Source organism: Myxococcus sp. RHSTA-1-4 (assembly GCF_020037125.1).
In the GTDB taxonomy this organism is placed as follows: Bacteria; Myxococcota; Myxococcia; order Myxococcales; family Myxococcaceae; genus Myxococcus.
Genome location: NZ_JAIQDG010000006.1, coordinates 166,363 through 183,962 on the forward strand (window position 1 = coordinate 166,363; position 17,600 = coordinate 183,962).

At 71.2% G+C, this 17,600-nt stretch carries 13 protein-coding genes; 6 read left to right on the forward strand and 7 right to left on the reverse strand.

Annotated features, from left to right (window positions below):
- Positions 1 to 41: 41 nt before the first annotated feature.
- The gene (locus K8638_RS45165; RefSeq protein ID WP_223754500.1) at positions 42 to 4,544 is read right to left on the reverse strand and encodes a cytochrome c peroxidase; all 4,503 of its coding nucleotides are present in this window, start codon (positions 4,542 to 4,544) and stop codon (positions 42 to 44) included.
- Positions 4,545 to 4,881: 337 nt separating this feature from the next.
- Here K8638_RS45165 and purE point away from each other — a divergent pair, with 337 nt between their 5' ends.
- The 3 genes from purE to ybaK are packed head-to-tail and all read left to right on the forward strand — an operon-like array spanning position 4,882 to position 6,999.
- A complete protein-coding gene (gene purE / locus K8638_RS11415; RefSeq protein WP_223754501.1) occupies positions 4,882 to 5,379 on the forward strand; it encodes a 5-(carboxyamino)imidazole ribonucleotide mutase in 498 nt (165 codons plus the stop codon).
- On the forward strand, positions 5,376 to 6,518 hold the full coding sequence (gene purK / locus K8638_RS11420) for a 5-(carboxyamino)imidazole ribonucleotide synthase (RefSeq protein WP_223754502.1): 1,143 nt from the start codon (positions 5,376 to 5,378) through the stop codon (positions 6,516 to 6,518). Before purE ends, purK begins: the two co-directional genes overlap by 4 nt.
- Positions 6,519 to 6,522: 4 nt before the next feature.
- A complete protein-coding gene (gene ybaK, locus K8638_RS11425; RefSeq protein ID WP_223754503.1) occupies positions 6,523 to 6,999 on the forward strand; it encodes a Cys-tRNA(Pro) deacylase in 477 nt (158 codons plus the stop codon).
- Between the two features lie 9 nt (positions 7,000 to 7,008).
- On the opposite strand, the gene K8638_RS11430 is transcribed toward ybaK, so the two are convergent.
- Positions 7,009 to 8,037: a zinc-binding dehydrogenase gene (locus K8638_RS11430; RefSeq protein WP_223754504.1), complete on the reverse strand. Its 1,029-nt coding sequence runs from the start codon at positions 8,035 to 8,037 to the stop codon at positions 7,009 to 7,011.
- A 72-nt stretch (positions 8,038 to 8,109) separates the two neighbouring features.
- Here K8638_RS11430 and K8638_RS11435 point away from each other — a divergent pair, with 72 nt between their 5' ends.
- On the forward strand, positions 8,110 to 9,333 hold the full coding sequence (locus tag K8638_RS11435) for a hypothetical protein (protein ID WP_223754505.1): 1,224 nt from the start codon (positions 8,110 to 8,112) through the stop codon (positions 9,331 to 9,333).
- 108 nt (positions 9,334 to 9,441) lie between these two features.
- Positions 9,442 to 10,629 carry an EAL domain-containing protein gene (locus K8638_RS11440; RefSeq protein ID WP_223754506.1) on the forward strand — a complete coding sequence of 396 codons (1,188 nt, stop codon included), beginning with the start codon at positions 9,442 to 9,444 and terminating at the stop codon, positions 10,627 to 10,629.
- Between the two features lie 34 nt (positions 10,630 to 10,663).
- Here K8638_RS11440 and K8638_RS11445 read toward each other — a convergent pair whose 3' ends face one another.
- The 4 genes from K8638_RS11445 to K8638_RS11460 form a co-directional block, all read right to left on the reverse strand.
- Positions 10,664 to 11,050 (reverse strand): YHYH domain-containing protein, encoded by a 387-nt coding sequence (locus K8638_RS11445; RefSeq protein WP_223754507.1) that lies wholly within the window; start codon positions 11,048 to 11,050, stop codon positions 10,664 to 10,666.
- Positions 11,047 to 12,882, reverse strand: coding sequence for a hypothetical protein (locus K8638_RS11450; protein ID WP_223754508.1), 1,836 nt, complete (start codon positions 12,880 to 12,882; stop codon positions 11,047 to 11,049). Before K8638_RS11450 ends, K8638_RS11445 begins: the two co-directional genes overlap by 4 nt.
- Before the next feature lie 795 nt (positions 12,883 to 13,677).
- Positions 13,678 to 14,025 carry a helix-turn-helix transcriptional regulator gene (locus K8638_RS11455; protein ID WP_223754509.1) on the reverse strand — a complete coding sequence of 116 codons (348 nt, stop codon included), beginning with the start codon at positions 14,023 to 14,025 and terminating at the stop codon, positions 13,678 to 13,680.
- Entirely contained in the window at positions 14,025 to 14,597 is a 573-nt protein-coding gene (locus K8638_RS11460) for a hypothetical protein (RefSeq protein ID WP_223754510.1), read from the reverse strand. Before K8638_RS11460 ends, K8638_RS11455 begins: the two co-directional genes overlap by 1 nt.
- A gap of 209 nt (positions 14,598 to 14,806) precedes the next feature.
- On the opposite strand from K8638_RS11460, the gene adhP reads away from it, so the two are divergent.
- Positions 14,807 to 15,829, forward strand: a complete 1,023-nt coding sequence (gene adhP / locus K8638_RS11465; protein ID WP_223754511.1) for an alcohol dehydrogenase AdhP — start codon at positions 14,807 to 14,809, stop codon at positions 15,827 to 15,829.
- A gap of 55 nt (positions 15,830 to 15,884) precedes the next feature.
- Here the strand turns inward: adhP and K8638_RS11470 are convergent, their stop codons facing one another.
- Positions 15,885 to 17,570: a hypothetical protein gene (locus K8638_RS11470; protein WP_223754512.1), complete on the reverse strand. Its 1,686-nt coding sequence runs from the start codon at positions 17,568 to 17,570 to the stop codon at positions 15,885 to 15,887.
- Positions 17,571 to 17,600 lie beyond the last annotated feature (30 nt).

Genomic DNA, 17,600 nt, shown 5'->3' on the forward strand with positions numbered 1-17,600 from the left:
CGCGTGGAGGCGGGGCTTTTCACGTCCGGAGGGAGGTGCCGCTAGTACGCGTAGCAGAGGTAGTTGTCGCCCCACGAGTGGGGGTCCGCGGCCTCGTACCAGCGAGCGCACGTCCTCCCGGCGAGCGGGCCGGAGTAGGACCAGGTGAAGGTGACGGACGACGCGGGCGGCACGCACAGGTAGTTGTCGTTCCACGTCGTCGACACGGGCTCGGCCGGCTCGTTCACCTGGGTGCAGCGCATGCCGGCGATGGGGCCCGCGCTGCCCCACCGCATGCCGATGTCACGGTTGGCGCAGAAGTAGTTGTCGCTCCAGGTGCCTCCCGGGTCCGCGCCCTCGTTGACGGAGATGCAGGACTGCCCCGCGGGCGCGCCCGCCGCGGAGAACGTCAGCGCCAGCGGCTCCTCGCGGAAGCAGAGGTTGTTGTCACCCCAGGAGTGCGGGTCTCTCGGCTCGTTCAGCACCACGCAGGACAGCCCGGCCACGGGGCCCGCCATGGAGTAGGACAGCAGCACGTCCGACTCGGGCGGCACGCACACGTAGTTGTCGTTCCACGTCGTCTCCGGGGGCTCCAGCCCCTCGTTGACCTGCGTGCAGCGCATGCCGGAGATGGGACCGCCCATGCTCCAGCGCAGGCCCACGTCCTTGTTCGCGCAGAGGTAGTTGTCGCTCCAGCCACCCGCGGTGTCGTACAGCTCGTTCGTCAGCGTGCACACCATGCCGGAGATGGCGCCCTCCGCGCTGAAGCGCAGGCGCAGCGGCTCGTCGTAGCAGAGGTAGTTGTCCATCCACGGCTGCGGGTCCGCCGGCTCGTGGAAGCGCACGCAGGCCTTGCCAGCCACGGGGCCGGCCATGGACCAGGTGAAGTTCAGCGTCGAGCTGGTCGGCACGCAGACGTAGTTGTCGTTCCACGTCGTCTCGGGAGGCTCGGCCGCCTCGGAGACCTGGGTGCAGCGCATGCCGGCGATGGGGCCGGCGCTGCTCCAGGCGAGGCCCTCGGGCCGCGGCGAGCACAGGTAGTTGTCGGACCAGCCCGCCGGGTCCGCGGACTCGTTGACGGACACGCAGCTCATCCCGGGGATGGGGCCGTGGTCGCTGAAGGCCAGCCCCTGGAAGCCCTGCGACATGACGGGCGCGGCGTTGCGCAGCGAGCGGACGTACAGCTCCAGTGCCATCAGCTCGCGCTCGGCCAGGGCCAGCGGGCGCAGCTCCGGGTCGATGACGCGCAGGCCGTCGCGCACCCGGCCGGGCACGTTGCCCCCGCGGTTGTAGAAGTCCAGCACGTCCCGCAGCGTGGCGCGGCTGCCGTCGTGGAAGTACGGCGCGGTGTCCGCCACGTCCCACAGCGTGGGCGTCTTGATGGCGCCGGCGGTGGCGGAGACGCCCGTGTCATGGGCCAGCTCGTCCGTGAGGTTGGGGCCCGTGTGGCACGCGCTGCACCGCGCCTTGCCCTCGAAGAGCTCCCGGCCCAGCCGCAAGAGCTCCGGCCGAAGCAGGTTGCCCTGGCCGTCCACCACGGGCTGGCCGGAGGCGATGACCGCCTCCGAGAGCGAGTCCACGCTGAGCTGCACGAGCTGGAACGCGGTGAGCGCCAGCTCCAGGTGGTTGCTGGTGACGGGCACGGCGCCGAAGACGGACGTGAAGCCCTGCCGCAGCGCCGCCTGGTCCGCGCCGGTGTTGATGCGCTCGAGAATCCTCGGCACGTTGCCGTTCAGCTCGCGCGGGTCCACCACCGGCTCCAGCGCCAGGTCGATGAGGTCCTGCGAGCGGCGGGCGAAGAACTGGTTGGTGCCGAAGGCGCGGTTGACGATGGTGGGGGTGTTGAGCGGGACGGACTGCGTGCCCATGGCCGTCGCGCGCCCGTCGGTGAAGGCGCGCTCCTGGCGGTGGCAGGTGGCGCAGGACAGCGGCTCGCCGGTGCCCGCCTGCGTCTGGCTGACGCCCGCCGCGTTGGTGGACAGCACCGGCGAGCGGAAGAGCTGCTCACCCACCGCCACGAGCTGCCGGAAGGCGGCCTCCTGCCCGGGCTGCAGGAAGGCGCGGAAGGACGCCGGCACGCGCAAATCCTCGGGGCGCACGAAGCGCGGGAAGCCGTCCGGCTGCAGGCCGAGCTGGCGCGGGTTGGTGGCGCTGAAGTAGCGCGCGAACAGGGTGCGGGCCTCGGAGGGCGTCAGGAAGTCCTGGCGGCCGGAGAAGGCGGACGCCGAGGCGGCGACCTCCTCCAGCGGCAGCGCCACGCGGTGGAAGGCCAGCTCGTCGATGAAGAGCGCGTCGTTGGCGGGGCAGGCCGTGCACGCGCCGCCGGGGCCCGCGCGCACCAGCTCTCCCGAGCCGGACGCCGGCCCCATGAAGGTGGAGCCGGCCACCAGGTCCGCCCGCGCGGCGACCACCCCGTTCACCAGCAGGAAGGCCTGCCCCTCGTCCGGGGCCACGCGCAGCGCCACGTGGCGCCAGTTCGGGGCCTGCGCGGCCGGCGTGGCGCCGAGCTGCGAGTACGGGAGCGTGCCCGGCGCCGACAGCGTCAGCACCCGCCGCACCTGGTCGGCCCCCACGTACGTCAGGTCCGCCACCAGCGCGCCGCCCTGCACGCGGAAGGCCCACAGCCCGTGGTGCTGGGCGATGGGGAGCGACACACCCGCGGGGTTGAAGAGCAGCAGGAAGGCCACCTCGGCGGTGAAGCCACCACCGTACGTCTCCGCCGCCAGGCACCCCTTGTTGCGGCGGCACGCGGGCGCGTCCGCGGTGTTGCCCGACACGGTGACGAGGCCGCTCGCGCCCAGGCTGACGGCGGTGCCGCGGTAGCCGGACAGGTAGCGCTCGTCCGAGGCCGTCCCGTAGACCTCGCCGACGAAGCGCGCGGCGCCCTGGAGCTGCCCCACGTACGGGCTGATGCGCGCCAGCGGGTTGCCCGCCGCGTCCAGGAAGTCGCTGTTGCTGGAGGTGTCCTGGGTGAGCGGCAGCGCCCGCAGCACGCCCCGCGCGGCGGTAGTGTCATAGAACAGCTCGTTCATGGGCAGGTGCAGCAGGCAGGTAGGGCTCACCCCGCACGCGAACGACGCCTCCCAGTAATGCATGTTCGTCCACATGGCCGTGCCGTACTCGGGCAGCAGCCCCAGGCCGCCGTACTGCGCCCCAGCCGCGTTGCGGATGCCGTCGTCCAGCGTCATGAACTGGAAGAGCGGCCACTGGCGCTGCAGCGGCAGCGAGCGCTCCGGGGAGGTGCGGTTCTCCGCCCAGAAGCCCGTGGCCGTGTTGAGGAACACCGGCGAGAAGGGACGGTGGATGGGGTCCGGCTGCACCGGCGGGAAGCTGTTCAGGCCCTCGGGGTTGAAGCGCCGGCTGTTGATGGAGGCGTCCAGCCGGCGGAGCACCCAGCCGGTGTGCTGGCCGAAGGCGAAGAAGTGCATGCCGGTGGAGCTCTCGAAGCCCTGCGTCAGCTCCACGGCGACGGAGGGCTGCACGGTGCCGTTGATGGCGGGGTTGGGGCGGCAGAAGACGTCGGTGCCCTCGGGCGTCACCCAGGTGTAGCCGCACTGCAGGTGCGTGGGCAGCCCGCCGTCCGTCCGGCGCGTGCCGTCCGCCAGGAAGATGGGCCGCGCGGCCAGCGGGTACACGCGCGCGAAGTCCTCCTCCGTCGCGGTGGTGCAGGACGGCTGGCCCGTGGCCGGGTCGATGTGGCGGCAGATGCGCCGGGTGCCCTCCACGTCGTTGCGCACGCTGTCGTACAGCGCGCCGAACTCGCGCTGCGTGGTCCAGGTGTTCGGATTCCAGGGCGTCTCGTTGTAGGACCAGCGGCCGCCCTCGGACACCACCAGCCGGGCGTCCGCCGTGGCGCTGGCCTCCAGCGCCCACAGGTAGAAGGACTGGCCCTGGCTGCGGCAGGGGGCCATGGTGCCGGAGAGGTACTGGACGCTGACGACGTTGGGGTTGGCCGCGCGGGCCGGCACGCCCGTGGTGGTGTCGGGACGGCGCGCATCCACCACCACGGCGACCTCCGCCTGGTGCAACAGGAGCGCCCCGGTGGTGGGCGCGTAGTAGGGCTGGAAGTGGATGAGCCGGTAGCACTCGTACCGGCCGCCTGGCGCGACGACGGACTCGCGCATCGCGGGGGTGATGCCGGCGCACTCACCGGGCGTCGTCACCGGGAAGGGCTTGCCCGCCGGCGAGTAGCGCGGGTCCAGCGAGAGCGCCCCCTGCCCCGAGTTGGTCCATATCTGGAGCGCGGTGGAGGTGTAGAGCGGCGCCGCGCCGTCCACCCGCACCAGGTTGGCGGACCGTGCCGCCAGCGGAGGCAGGTCCACGTCGATGACGGCGCCCTGCGCCATGGGCGCGGCGAAGCGGGGCGCGCCCGAGGTGACGTTGATGGCCGGGTCCCCCAGGGCGAGGAAGCGGACGCGGTTGCCGCCCAGGAAGGACAGGCCCAGCCGCCCGTCCGGCGTCAGCAGCTCCGGGTCGAACGGCTGCGTCACGAGCGCGTTGCGCAGGGTGATGGGCGGCAGGCTCTGGGTGGCCGAGCCCGTCAGCGTCGCGGACTCCCGCGCCACCGCCTCCGGGGGAGCCTCCCCTTCCGCCGCCCCCTCCGGGCGGCACCCGGCGAGCGCCAGGAGAAGCAGGAGACACGGCAGAACGGCTCGGGAACGTCGGAAACGGGGTGTGGGTCTGTGCATCCAGAAAAACTGACATAACTTGATTAATGCGCACCATCGGGATGAAGGCGCGTGGCGTCCTGGCGCAACCGGTAGTCGCCCTGCCGTGCATGCGGGCGGTGTGGGCGGCGCCGGGGGCTGGCTTTCCAGGTTGACCGGCGGAATGCCCCCGCCCTATCTCCGCGTTCCTCCAGCCTTCGGCCGGAGAGCGCACTGAGGCGCGGAGAGACACCATATGGCGAGCACGGTCACCCCCTGGGTCGGGGTCATCATGGGCGGTAGGAGCGACCTGGAGTACCTGCAGCCCGGGGTCGACATCCTCAAGGAGCTGGCGATTCCACACGAGGTCCGCGTGGTGTCCGCCCACCGCACCCCGGACTGGATGATGGAGTACGCGTCCACCGCGGAGTCGCGGGGCCTGTCCGTCATCATCGCCGCCGCGGGAGGGGCCGCCCACCTGCCCGGCATGGTGTCCAGCAAGACGCTGCTGCCCGTCATCGGCGTGCCCATGCCCACCACCCTGCTGAGCGGGCTGGACGCGCTCCTGTCCATCGTCCAGATGCCCAAGGGCGTGCCCGTCGGCACCCAGGCCATCGGCAAGCCGGGCGCGGCCAACGCCGCCCTGCACGCCGCGTCCATCCTCTGCCTGAAGTACCCCGAGCTGCGCGAGCGGCTCGCGGCCTGGCGCAAGGCGCGCACCGACGAGGTGCTGGCGCACCGGGAGATTTCATGAAGGCGCGCGTGGTGCTTCCCGGCGGGACGATTGGCATCCTCGGTGGCGGCCAGCTCGGGCGGATGATGGCGCTGGCGGCGCGCACGCTGGGCTTCCAGGTGAAGGCGCTGGACCCGGACCCCACCTGCCCCGCCCTCTCGGTGGTGGACCAGTGCATCACCGCCCCCTTCTCGGACACCGCCGCCGCCGAGCAGCTCGCGCGTGGCAGCGACACGGTGACGCTCGAAATCGAGAAGGTCGCCCTGTCCACGCTGGAGGCCGTGGCGCGGCACACGCCCATGCGCCCGGGCGCGGACGTGCTGCGCGTGGTGCAGCACCGCGGCCGTCAGAAGGGCTGGCTCGCGAAGGGTGGCTTCCCCCTGGGCCCCTGGCGCGAGGCCCACTCCGCCGCCGAGCTGGCCGAGGCGATTCAGGCGCTGGGCGGCCGCTGCTTCGTGAAGTCCAGCGAGGGTGGCTATGACGGGCGCGGCCAGGTGGAGGTGAAGTCCGCCGCCGAGGCCCCCACCGCGTGGAAGGAGCTGGGCGAGCGCTCCGTGGTGGTGGAGGCCGCGCTGGACTTGCAGTCCGAGCTGTCCGTGCTGGTGGCGCGCAGCCCGAAGGGCGAGGTGGCGGTGTACCCGCCGGCCTACAACCACCACGAGGAGCGCATCCTCGCGTGGTCCCTGCTGCCGGGCCCGCTGCCGGAGAAGGTCTCCTCGCGGGCCACGGAGCTGGCGCGCGGAATCACCGAGGCGCTCCAGGTGGAGGGCCTGCTGGTGGTGGAGCTGTTCCTGCTGCGCGACGGGAGCGTGCTCGTCAACGAGCTGGCGCCGCGCCCGCACAACAGCTTCCACTCCACGGAAGTCGCCTGCCTCACCTCCCAGTTCGAGCAGGCGGTGCGCGCGGTGTGCAACCTGCCCCTGGGCTCGGTGGAGGTGGTGCGCCCGGCGGCCATCGTCAACCTGCTGGGGGACTTGTGGCTGAAGGAGGGCGGCCCGCGCTTCGAGGAGGTGCTGGCCATGCCCGGCGTCCGGCTGCACCTGTACGGCAAGCGGGACGCGCGCAAGGGCCGGAAGATGGGGCACCTGTCCGCGGTGGGCACCACGCCCGAGGACGCGCTCGCGCGGGTGAAGGCCGCGGCCACCGCCCTGGGGGGGTGACACCGTGAAGACGAACGCCGCCCGGCTGCTGGACTCGCTCGGTGTGAAGTACGAGCTGCGCGACTACGAGGTGGACCCGGAGGATTTGTCCGCGGAGACGGTGGCCGCCAAGGTGGGCATGCCCGCGGAGCAGGTCTTCAAGACGCTGGTGGCGCGGGGAGACCGCACGGGCGTGCTGATGGCGGTGGTGCCCGGCAACGCGGAGCTGGACCTCAAGGCGCTGGCCCGGCTCACCGGCGACCGCAAGGTGGACACCGTGCCGCTCAAGGAGTTGCAGCCGCTCACCGGGTACGTGCGCGGTGGCTGCACCGCCATTGGCGGCAAGAAGGACTACCCCGTCTTCGTCGACGAGACGCTGGAGCTGTTCGACGTGGTGGCGGTGTCCGCCGGCGTGCGCGGCACGCAGCTCGTGCTGGCGCCCGCGGACTACCTCCGCGTCACCAAGGCGAAGGTGGGCCCCATCTCCCGCGACAAGGCCTGAGGCGCCGGCCTATGCCGGGGCGCCCTGCCCCGGCATGAAGAGCACCTTGCCGGCCGTCATGTCCGACGCGGCGATGCGCACCGCCTCGCCCGCGGACTCCAGCGGCAGGCGCGCTCGCACCGGCGTCTCCAGCACGCGGCCCACCAGCGAGGGCACCACCATGCCCGCCTTGAGCTTCTCCTTCCCGAAGCCCTGGCGCGCCCAGCGCTCCACCGAGAAGCCCTCCACCTTCTTGTCGCCGAAGATGAAGTCGCCCGGGTGGATGCGGCACTCCTGCTCGGACAGCAGGCCGTGGACGATGACGGTGCCACCCTCGGGCAGGGCATGCATGAGCTGCCCGGTGAGCCGTCCACCCACCGCGTCGAAGGCGAGCGACACCTTCAAGTGGTGGCACATCAGCCGCAGCCGCTCCTCGAACTCCGACTCGTGGCTGCTCAGCACGTGCTCGGCGCCCAGCTTCCGCAACAGCTCCACCTGCTCCGGCCGCCCCACCACGTTCACCATGGGCACCTTCGCGCGCTTCGCCAGCGCCAGCAGCATGCGCCCCAGCGAGCTCGCCGCCGCCGTCTGGGCCAGCGCCACGTGCCCGCCCTCGCGCGCGCGCTCCATCAGCGCCCACGCCGTGAAGGGATTGACGATGAGGCCCGCCCCCTGCTCGTCGGAGATGTGGGCGCGCAGGGGCAGGCACCGCGACACCCCCACCACCGCGTACTCCGCCCACATCCCGTCCCCCTCGGCGTGGGCCGCGCAGGCCACGCGCCGGCCCACCAGCAGCCGTCCCGTGACACCGCCCGCCGCCACCACGGTGCCGCAGCCCTCCAGGCCCGGCACCGCGGGCAGGGGCCGCTTCGCCCCGTACAGCCCCCGGACGAACAGCATGTCCGAGGGGTTGATGGGGGAGGCCGCCACCCGCACCAGCACCTGGCCCGGTGAGGGAAACGGCACGGGCAGCGTCTCCACCCGGAGGGACTCCCGCCGCCCGTCATAGGCGGTGAGGACCAGCGCTCGCATCGTCTCGGGAATGGGAGGAGGTCTCATCCGGAAGACCTTTTTATTCGCCCGCGCGTGAAAGGGGGAATTCCCGGCCCGGCCCGTGTCCGAGGGGAGTCGATGAGCGCCACCATTTTGCAGTTCCACCACCGTGAAGCCTTCGAGCGCACCGTCACGCGCGCCCTCGCCGCGGGGGCCGGTGCGGGGCTCGTGCACCTCGTCACCCTGCGCGTGGGCCTGCCCCTGCCGCTGTCGTGGCTGGTTCCCGCCGCCGTGGTGGTGGCGTGCGCGCGGGGAGACAAGTGGGACCGCGTCCTCCTGGGGGGCCTGGGCGTGCTGCTCACCGCGCTGCCGTACGCGCTGGGCATGGCGCCGGCATGGACGGTGGCGTGCAGCGCGGCGGCGGCGGGGGCGCTGCTGGTGCGCGCGCGGCTCAACGAGCGGGGCGAGGAGGGACAGGTGGCGGAGGCCCGCCCCACCCTCGTCCACTTCGGGCTGGGGGCCGCGCTGGGCGCGGGGCTCACGCTGGCCGGGCTCGAGGTGGCGCAGGTCTTCTCCGCGCGGCTGCTGGACCTGGCCACGCCGGCCCTGCTGCGGGTGGGCCTGGTGGGGGGAATCCTCGGCCTCTTCATGGGGCTGAGCGCGGCGGCGGCGCACCTGGCGCTGTCCGCGGACCCGGTGGAGGCCCGCGCCGAGGAGCTGCTCCCCCGGCTGGCGGGCGACTTCCGCACCCTGTCCGAGCGCGCCCTCGCGCTCTACCGGCAGTGCGGCCAGTCGCTCGCCCTGCTGCCGCGCGAGCCGGCCCGCGAGGAGCTGGCCCGCACCCTGGCACGGATTACGCGCGACGCGGTGGAGCTGGCCTCGGAGTGGGCGGGCGTGGAGGCGCAGCTGGAGGAGCGCGCGCAGGCGGAGCTGCAGGCGGAGCGGGAGGATTTGGAGCGCAGCGCTCGCGCCAGCACGGACGCGGTGGCGAGGCGGCAGCTCGAGCTGGCCGCGGCCTCACTGGCGGAGGAGGTGGAGCGGCTGGGCGAGCTGAAGCAGCGGCGGGAGCGCATCCTCGCGAGGCTCCGCGCCGAGGTGGCCCTGCTGGAGCGGGCGCGCGTGGCCCTGCTGTCGCTGCGCAGCGGGCAGGCCCAGCTCAAGGCCGCGGAGCTGTCCGCGCTCGCCCGCCGGTTCCGGGCCCTGTCCTCCGTGCAGTGGGAGGAGGGACAGTCCCTGGACGCGGTCGCCACCCAGGCCGCCCTGTCGGTGACGCCGGCCGTGGCTCCGCCTCCCGTGGACCCGCTCGCGGCGGGAACGGCCACAACGCCCTCTGAGGAAATTCCCAAAGTCCGGGAATCCTGAGCCGGGGGGGCGAGTGGCGCCTCCGTTGCCCGGCCGTAATGGGGGTGTCGCGCGGTACTCACGCGGGTGGCCTGAAGCCGTCGGCCGCATGAGCTACACTTTCCTCACATGAGCGGCTCCCCCTCCCGCATCTCTGCTCGAGCTCCATCCTGGTTGTGGAACGGCGATGAGCCCAGCGTCACGTCCGTCTTCCAGCCCATCGTCGACCTCCGTCATGGCGAAGTCATCGGCCACGAGGTGCTGTCACGTGGTCCCGGCGTGTGGCGCGAGCCGCACGTCCTCTTCACGCAGGCGCGTGTGGAGGGCTTCACGTGGGAATTGGAGCGCGCGTGCTGGACGTCGGCGCTGCGCTGCATCTCCACGCTGCCGGACGAGCAGCGGCGCGCGCCCTTCTTCTTCAACGTCAGCCCGGACGTGCTGAGCGACCCGCGCTTCGGGGACGGCTCCACGGTGGAGTTGCTGGCGCGCTACGGGCTGAACCCGCGGAACCTGGTGCTGGAAATCACCGAGAAGGCGGCCTTCGAGGACACGGAGCTGATTCAGCGGCTGACGCGCCAGTGCACGGCGCAGGGCTTCGGGATTGCGCTGGACGACTTCGGCGCGGGGCACTCCGGGCTGGTGACGCTGGTGTACAGCGCGCCGCAGTTCATCAAGCTGGACCAGGCGCTGGTGCGGGACATCCACCGGTACAGCTACCAGCAGCACCTGGTGAAGTCGCTGGTGGACTTCGCGCGCAGCGTGGACGCCGTCCTCATCGCCGAGGGCGTGGAGACGTGGGACGAGCTGGCCGTGCTGTTGCGGCTGGGCATCCGGCACGTGCAGGGCTACCTCGTGGCGCGTCCGGCGTCGGTGCCCGTGCGCCCCGCGGGTGACTTCGAGGAGCGGCGCCACCAGGCCATGCGCGCCCTGGACTTCCCCGACGGCGAGGAAGACGAGACGGTGGGCAGCATGGTCATCCGCCGCATGTGCGTGGACGCGAGCATGGCGTCGCGGGAGCTGGACGGCCTGTTCCACGAGGCGCCCCAGCTCGACCACGTCGTCATGCTGGACGGAGCGGAGCGGCCCCGGGCGCTGGTGATGCGGCAGCGCGCGCACACGCCCGACAAGAACCCGCTGGTGGTCGAGGAGCGCATGGCCATCACCACGCTGGCGCGGCTGGCCATGAAGCGCTCACCGGAGTTCCTCTATGACCCGGTGGTGGTGACGGACGCGCAGGGACGGTTCCTGGGCACGGTGACGATGAAGCAGCTCATCCACCGCTCCACGGAGCTGCTGGAGCGCCGCGCGCAGCGGTGAGGCGGGCGGCCCGCTGCCTCACTGTATCGCGCACTCACCAACGAACCGTGAGCGCTGTCGTCTCCCCAGCCGTGACGGTTGCCGTGACCTCATGCGCGCCCAGCGCGACGTGCTCGAGCCTGACCTTCACCTTCCCGCTGTCCACCTTGATGGCGCGCGTCGGGGACAGCCCCACGAATTGGTCGTTGATCCAGACGCGAGCGCGCGGAATGGCGACCACCTGAAGCCGCGTCGGCTCCGCTGCTGGCGCGCTCCACCCTCCCGAGTAGCTGCCTCCGCCATGGCAGTGATAGTCGCCCGTGCGCCGGTTGTTGTGGCAGCCCGAGCTGTTGGTCCGCCCCGGATGCGCCCACGCGACGCGGGCGGCGACGAAGCCCATCACGACTCCCGCCGCGACCAGCACCCGCTTCCCCTGTTTCATGGCTCCACCTTCCCGATGAGGGCCTCGACGAGCGTTCCGTCCTGCCAGCCCAGCAATGCGGAATGCGCCCCCAGACGCGCCGGGACATGGGCCACCCCGGTCCCGGTACGTGCCAGGTCCTTCGCCGCGAACGTCTGCCCCGTGAGGCGCCGGGCCACCTGTTGAAGTGCGTCCGTGGCCAGGGCTTCGCGCCCATGGTTCACGGCGGTGACATGGACTCCACGCGTAACGCCCTGGCTCACGAAGAGATGAACGAGCGTGCCAGGAGGTACCTCGCGAATAGAGAGCACTCCGGGGCGCTTCTCCTCCAGTCCCGAGTGCCCCAGCAAAGCCTGTGCAACCTCCACGGGCTCCCCCAGCGGCCGGCGGTCTCGAAGCAGGGCTTCGCGTCGCTGGAGCAGGCCGTCGTGCACCTCGGTCAGCTGGGCGTCTCCGTCGAGCACGGAGAGCAGCACACCCGCATCCACTTCCGCGGATTGAAGTGCTCGCAGCGTGGGGCCAAGCCCCCCGGCGGGACGGGTCATCCTCCCGATCCGGGCGATTTCCGCCGAACGGAAGGTCGCAAGCGCCGTCCGGGCGGCTTCGCCAGGATCGGCCTCCACCGCGAGCTTGAGAGCGTGGGCCCGGCAACGGAGCCCTTCTGGCGGGCAGTTCTGGGCCCGCCGAAGGTAGGCATGCGACAGCAGAGGACCGGGCGGCTCCGCGGCAAGCGCGGGAGCCCGGATGCGCAGCAGGGTGCTGAGCGCATCCTCCACCTGCCCCTTCGCGAGCAGGGCCTTGCCCTGTTCGAGCCGCTGGTTTTCGAGCCGCGCGCGAAGCCCGTCAACAAGGGCCGTCGGCGCTCCCTCGTCCGCAAGGGCCATCAATTCCTGCTCGATCTCTGCGTCCTGGTCCCCGGAGAGCGCCGAGACAATCCAGACCTCACGCAAGCGTCGGCGTTCCACTTCCAGGGGCTCCGTGCCCACCTTCGTGCTCGCGTAGTGAGTGATGAGCTTCACGGCGTCGCGGTTCTCCATGCCGGCGATGCGAGCCAGCACGAAGGCATTCCGGGCTTCGACGAACTCGGGGGACGTGTCTCCTTCAGACTGCAGTGCGCTCGCATGCAGCTCGGCCATGTCGAGCGCGCCAGAGGCGGTCAGCCGGCTCAATGCCTGGGTCGAAGGACTCACGAACACGAAGCAGCCCAGGACGGTGAGGGCACAGAGCCCCGTGATGCCGAGACCGAGCCTGTCATGCCACCGTCTCGCCGACTTCGAGCCATCCGCCCGGCGCCGCCGCAACCAACTCGCGGCCATCAGCCACAGTCCCGGCACGAGGCCCAACGAGGCCAACGCGACGAGCCCCGCCGAAGGATGACGCCGGTAGAAGTCATGGCGACCCGCGAACGCGTTCACCAGGAAGACGGCGCCGAAGAAGCTCGTGAAGAACACGCCCAACAGCCATGCGAAGCGGTAGATGAAGGGACGGGTGTCACGGGCCGGAGTTGGACGGAAGTCGCTGCCCAGCAGCTTGATGAAGCCCTGACTGCCGGCGAATGTGTAATGGACGGTCGCGGATGGAGCCTCGAACACCTCCAGGTTCTGGGAGAGAACACGGGCCCGGAGGGGGTCCAGGTTCGGCTCCAAGGAAGGACGCACGGAAAGGAAGCCGGAGGCTTCAGCCTCCGGCCCCAGCCGGGCGGTCGGAATCGGCCCGTCGTGCTCTCGCGTTTCCAGCGTCCGCGCGCCTCGCCACTGGAGGGCTACCGGCGAGCCCTGCGTCAGGCCCGGATGCGCGCGAAGACGCGGGTCATCGGGCCAGACGCTCACCTGGGTGTGCTGCGCGGTCGTCACCTTCAACCACCGGCGCATGCGACCCGAGCCCCGGCATGCCGAGCAGCCCACGCGTCCATTCGAGCAACGGACACACTTCTTCTGTCCGTTGCCGCGACACGCCGAGCAGTTGACCATCCGGTAGCTCTTGCGCGCCCGGCTCATCCGCCGCCCGCTGCCGCCGCAGCCCGAACAGGCCGCACGCAGGGTGCCGTTACAGGAGGGGCACGTCACCTGCCCACTGCCAGAGCACCTGCCACAGCTCGTCAGGTGAGAGGTCCGCGCCGCAAGTTCCTCGGGCGTCCCGATCCAGAGGTCCAGTGACTCGAACTCCCTGGCATGACCGAACGTGTTCGCTCCCCCCGTGAAGGGCTCCTCCACCCAGGTTCCCGAGCGAATCGCGTAGCGCGTGATGAGGCGCCCATAGCGCAGCGTCTCGACGTCGACACGGGTGATGAGGTCGCGGAAGCTCGCGGGCCCCAGGCGCCAACGAGACCACCCAACAGCCGCGGCCCTGGCCTTCCGCTCCAGTTCCTCCGCCTGCATCGTGCGGCCTCCTCCACGTCACGTCCGACCGCGGTGCCTCCTCAGGATGGAGAGGAATCGCGGCGGCGTACGCTCCGCATGGGATGGCAGGGAAACCGCAGCCGGCAATCCCTCCCGGGTGGTAGACACGAACCACCTGTCCCAGCAATGTCAAGCAAAGGAAGATTCCTGAGGCCACGCGAGGTGTCGCGAAGCACAGGTCCAGGGCGGCCGGCATTCCTCGAAGCTGAGCCCGGCGTTTTCCAGTCCCCCGTCCCAGCCCGGGAACCCTCACGGTGGGCAACACACCGGCGCCAGCTCCCGCACACGAGAGAGCAGTCCCTCGAATGAGGAGAGGAACGACTGCCCGTCCACCTCGTAGATGCGGTGTCGCCCCTCACTGCGCGCACGGACGACACCGACGTCGTGCAGCACCTTGAGGTGGCGTGAGATGACCGAGCGGTCCTGCGGCAGTCGGGCGGCAATGGCCCCGACATCCGCGGGGCCATGGCGGAGCAGCACCTTCAGGAGCTCCAGCCGGGCGGGCTCCGTGAGCGCCCGTAGGAACGCGGAGTCCAGGAGCGTGATCAGCTCGTCCACACTCCGGGCCCGCGCATCCGTCGCACGTTGCGCCGCCATCACCCCGCCCTCCCCCACACCCGAGCCCAGCGGCACATCGGGGTGACCGCCCACCGGCACCCCAGCCACACATGAACGCCCGCGGCGAGGACGGTCCCCGGCAGCAGGACCTCCACCACCGAGCGGACCCAGACAGGGTGCTCTCGCACGGGGACGGTGGGCGCCCACAAGCTCCAGGCCTCCGGCGGAACGGCCGCGAGCGCGAGCGCCAGCGCAGCCACCCGCAGTGTCGTGAGCACCACATGGAGCGAGTACTCGAAGGAACTCAGCCCCCCGAGCGCGGCCCTGCTATCCCGCTCGGAGAAGGTGTCGAACAGCTCGACCACGAGGTCCACCGCGACCAGCGCCAGGCCCAGCCACAGCACACTCCCCCTCGGTGGGGCGAGGAACAGCGTCGCGAGAATGGGCGGAAAAAGCAGCGCACGGACCGTGTGCAGCCAGTGCTCCCGTTGCGATTCCGAGCGCGCATGGAGCCGGTAGCGCCACAGGTGCAGGTACAGCCCATCGAAGGCCGAGAGAAGGACGAAGGCGCTCAGCAGGACGGTGGAGGCGAGAACGAGGTTGGGGCCCATGGCTCCTCCTTGGACGCGTGCATTTGAATGCACATATGCATTTCGATGCACACGATTACAAGGCAATCTCGAGCCTCGTCCTTGGATGGCCGGCGCGCGGAGCAGGCCGGTCAGCGACGGGGCCAACGGGCCGCTCGCCCCCCGCCCGTCCTTCCTCGGGTGCGTTGCCCGCCGCGCGGTCCGGCCCCAGTCATGGAGAGAGGTGCGCCATGCCCGACACGATGAAGGCCGCGGTCGTCCACCAGTTCGGTCAGCCCCTGGTCATCGAGGAGGTTCCCACGCCAAAGCCCGGACTGGGGCAGGCGCTCATCAAGGTCTCCGCGTGCGGCGTCTGTCATACGGACCTGCACGCGGCGGAAGGCGACTGGCCGGCCAGGCCTTCCCTCCCCTTCATTCCAGGGCACGAGGGTGCCGGGACGGTGGTCGCGGTGGGGCCCGGCGTAAGGGCGGTGCGCGAGGGGGACCGGGTAGGCGTGCCCTGGCTCTACTCGGCATGCGGGCACTGCGAGTACTGCGTCACCGGCTGGGAGACGGTGTGCCCGGAGCAGAAGAACACCGGCTACTCCGTCAACGGGGGCTATGCCGAATACATCCTGGCCGATGCCCAGTACGTGGGCCATCTGCCGAAGGGCTTGGGCTTCGCCGAGGGCGCGCCTCTGCTCTGCGCGGGAGTCACCGTCTACAAGGGACTCAAGGAGACGGAAGCGCGTCCGGGCCAGTGGGTCGTCATCTCCGGCATCGGCGGACTGGGCCACATGGCGGTGCAGTACGCCCGGGCCATGGGACTGCACGTGGCCGCGGTGGATGTGGCGGAATCCAAGCTGGCCCTGGCCCGGCGCCTGGGCGCCGAGCTCGCCATCAACGCGCGGCAGGAGAACCCCGTGGACCGGGTGGCGAGCGAGCTCGGCGGCGCCCACGCGGTGCTCGTCACGGCCGTCTCTCCGCAGGCCTTCACCCAGGCCGTTGGCATGGTCCGCCGGCGGGGCACGGTGGTGCTGGTCGGCCTTCCTCCGGGCAGCTTCACGGCGCCCATCTTCGACGTGGTGCTCAAGCGGTTGACGATTCGAGGCTCCATCGTGGGCTCGCGCGCCGACCTCGCCGAGGCGCTCCAGTTCGGAGCGGAGGGCAAGGTCCACACCACCTTCACCCAGGCGCCCCTGGAGTCCATCAATGACATCTTCGCGAGGATGAAGTCCGGAGCACTGGAAGGACGCGTCATCCTCTCGCTCTGACGCTCACGTCCTCTGGAAACGCCGTGGCTCCCCTGCTCGGGCCACGGCGTGCGCATCATCCGCCGGTGAGAGGCCCCGGTGGCTCCCACGCCAGGTGCAGCCGGCCGTCCTCGAAGATGAGGCCGGCGTCCTCCAGCCCGGTGGAGCCGTTCTCCACTCGGGGCAGCACGTTCCTCGGCGGAGCGAGCAGCGTGTCCCGCCCCTTGGTGAAGCCCTGCTCGCGCACCAGCGCCATGTAGGCCCGGCCCAGCGCCAGGGCCCGCTCACGTGACGGCGTCACCAGCCACGCCAGGTCCCTGTCCCCTCCCTTCGCCGCGCGGAGCACGGACGCCTCGTCCAGCGCGCCACCCGCGAAGAAGCGCGAGAGCAGCTCGTCATTGGCGCGGAACTCGTCGCCGCCCTTCACGCGCTCGAAGTACGTCAGCACCTCCGGCTTCGCGTGGCCTGCCTGCGGCACGTCGGGAATGCCGCGCAGGTCCTGGTGCCGCCAGCCCTCCTTCCCCGGCACCTTGCGCGGGAAGCCGAACGTCTGGTCCACCGTCACGCCCAGATTGGTATGGCAACCCATGCAGAAGGTGTGTTCCTCCATCGTCTGCACGCGCAGCCGCCCGCGCGCGTCCTCGATGAAGCCTTGCAGGCGCCAGCCGAACTCGTTCACCAGCCCCAATTCGGGGTTGCCGGCGAAGACGGGCAGGCGCCCTTGCAGCTTCTTCTCGCGCTCCTCCTGGTAGAAGCTCCGCACGCGCAGGTCCTGGTGCTCCTCGTCCTTGCGCGAGTAGCGGACCTCCTTCATTCGCATGGACAGCAGTGTGGGCGCGTCCGGGTCCACGTACCGCACCGTGTGGAGGAACTCCGTCCCCACCGGGTAGTAGTGCTTGCGCACGGCCACCTTCGCCGCGCCGCCCACGTAGTGCGACGGCAGCCCGCGCACCTCCTCCACCCCGGCCTCCAGCACCCCGTCCCCGTCCAGGTCCACGCCACCCACGCGCTCGTCCACGGGCTCCACCCGGCGCCGCCCCTGCTTCACGTCCTGAAGCGCCGGGTCCACGGTCATCGCCGCCTCGAGGACGGCGAGGTTGAGCCGGTACACCTCCACCGACGGATGGCCCTCCGTGTCCCGCCGGAAGGGCTCCGGCAGGCGGATGAAGACGTCATCGGTGCTGCCGTTGGTGGGCCAGAAGGTGCCCAGGAAGGGCTTGTAGCGCACCGCCCGCCAGCCGCTGCCGTCGCGGGCGAAGCCGTCCGCGTCGAAGCCCCGGGCCAGGTCCAGGTCCGGCACCCAGCCCTTGAAGCCGCCAGGGCGCCCCAGCAGCGCGGCCCGCAGCGGCGTGTAGTTGTCCTGGCGGATGTACTCCAGCACCTCTCCGTCGGAGATGTCCGCCATGGCGGCGGAGCGGTCCGTGAAGAGGTTCGTCCACTGGTTCGTCTGCCCCACGTCGCTGAACGCGTACTCGGCCTGCAAGGCCTCGTCGTCCATGACGTTGTCGCCGACGCCGCCCGTGTGGCACGTCCAGCACGGGTTGGAGACCCCCTCCGTCTTCGTGTAGCACATGGACGGAATGGGGGCCTCGCGGTTGTCCACGCGGCTGCCGCTCGCCAGCGCCTGCGCGAGCGGGTCGAAGGGAGGCTCCGGCAGCGGACGGCCACGGGCCCGCCACACGCCAACGGCCGACACCACCAGTCCCAGCGCGAGGAGCCCGATGAGGGCCCCCCGCACGACTCCCTTCGACACCGGGGACATCCGATTCAACCTCCGCTACCGCGCGAGACG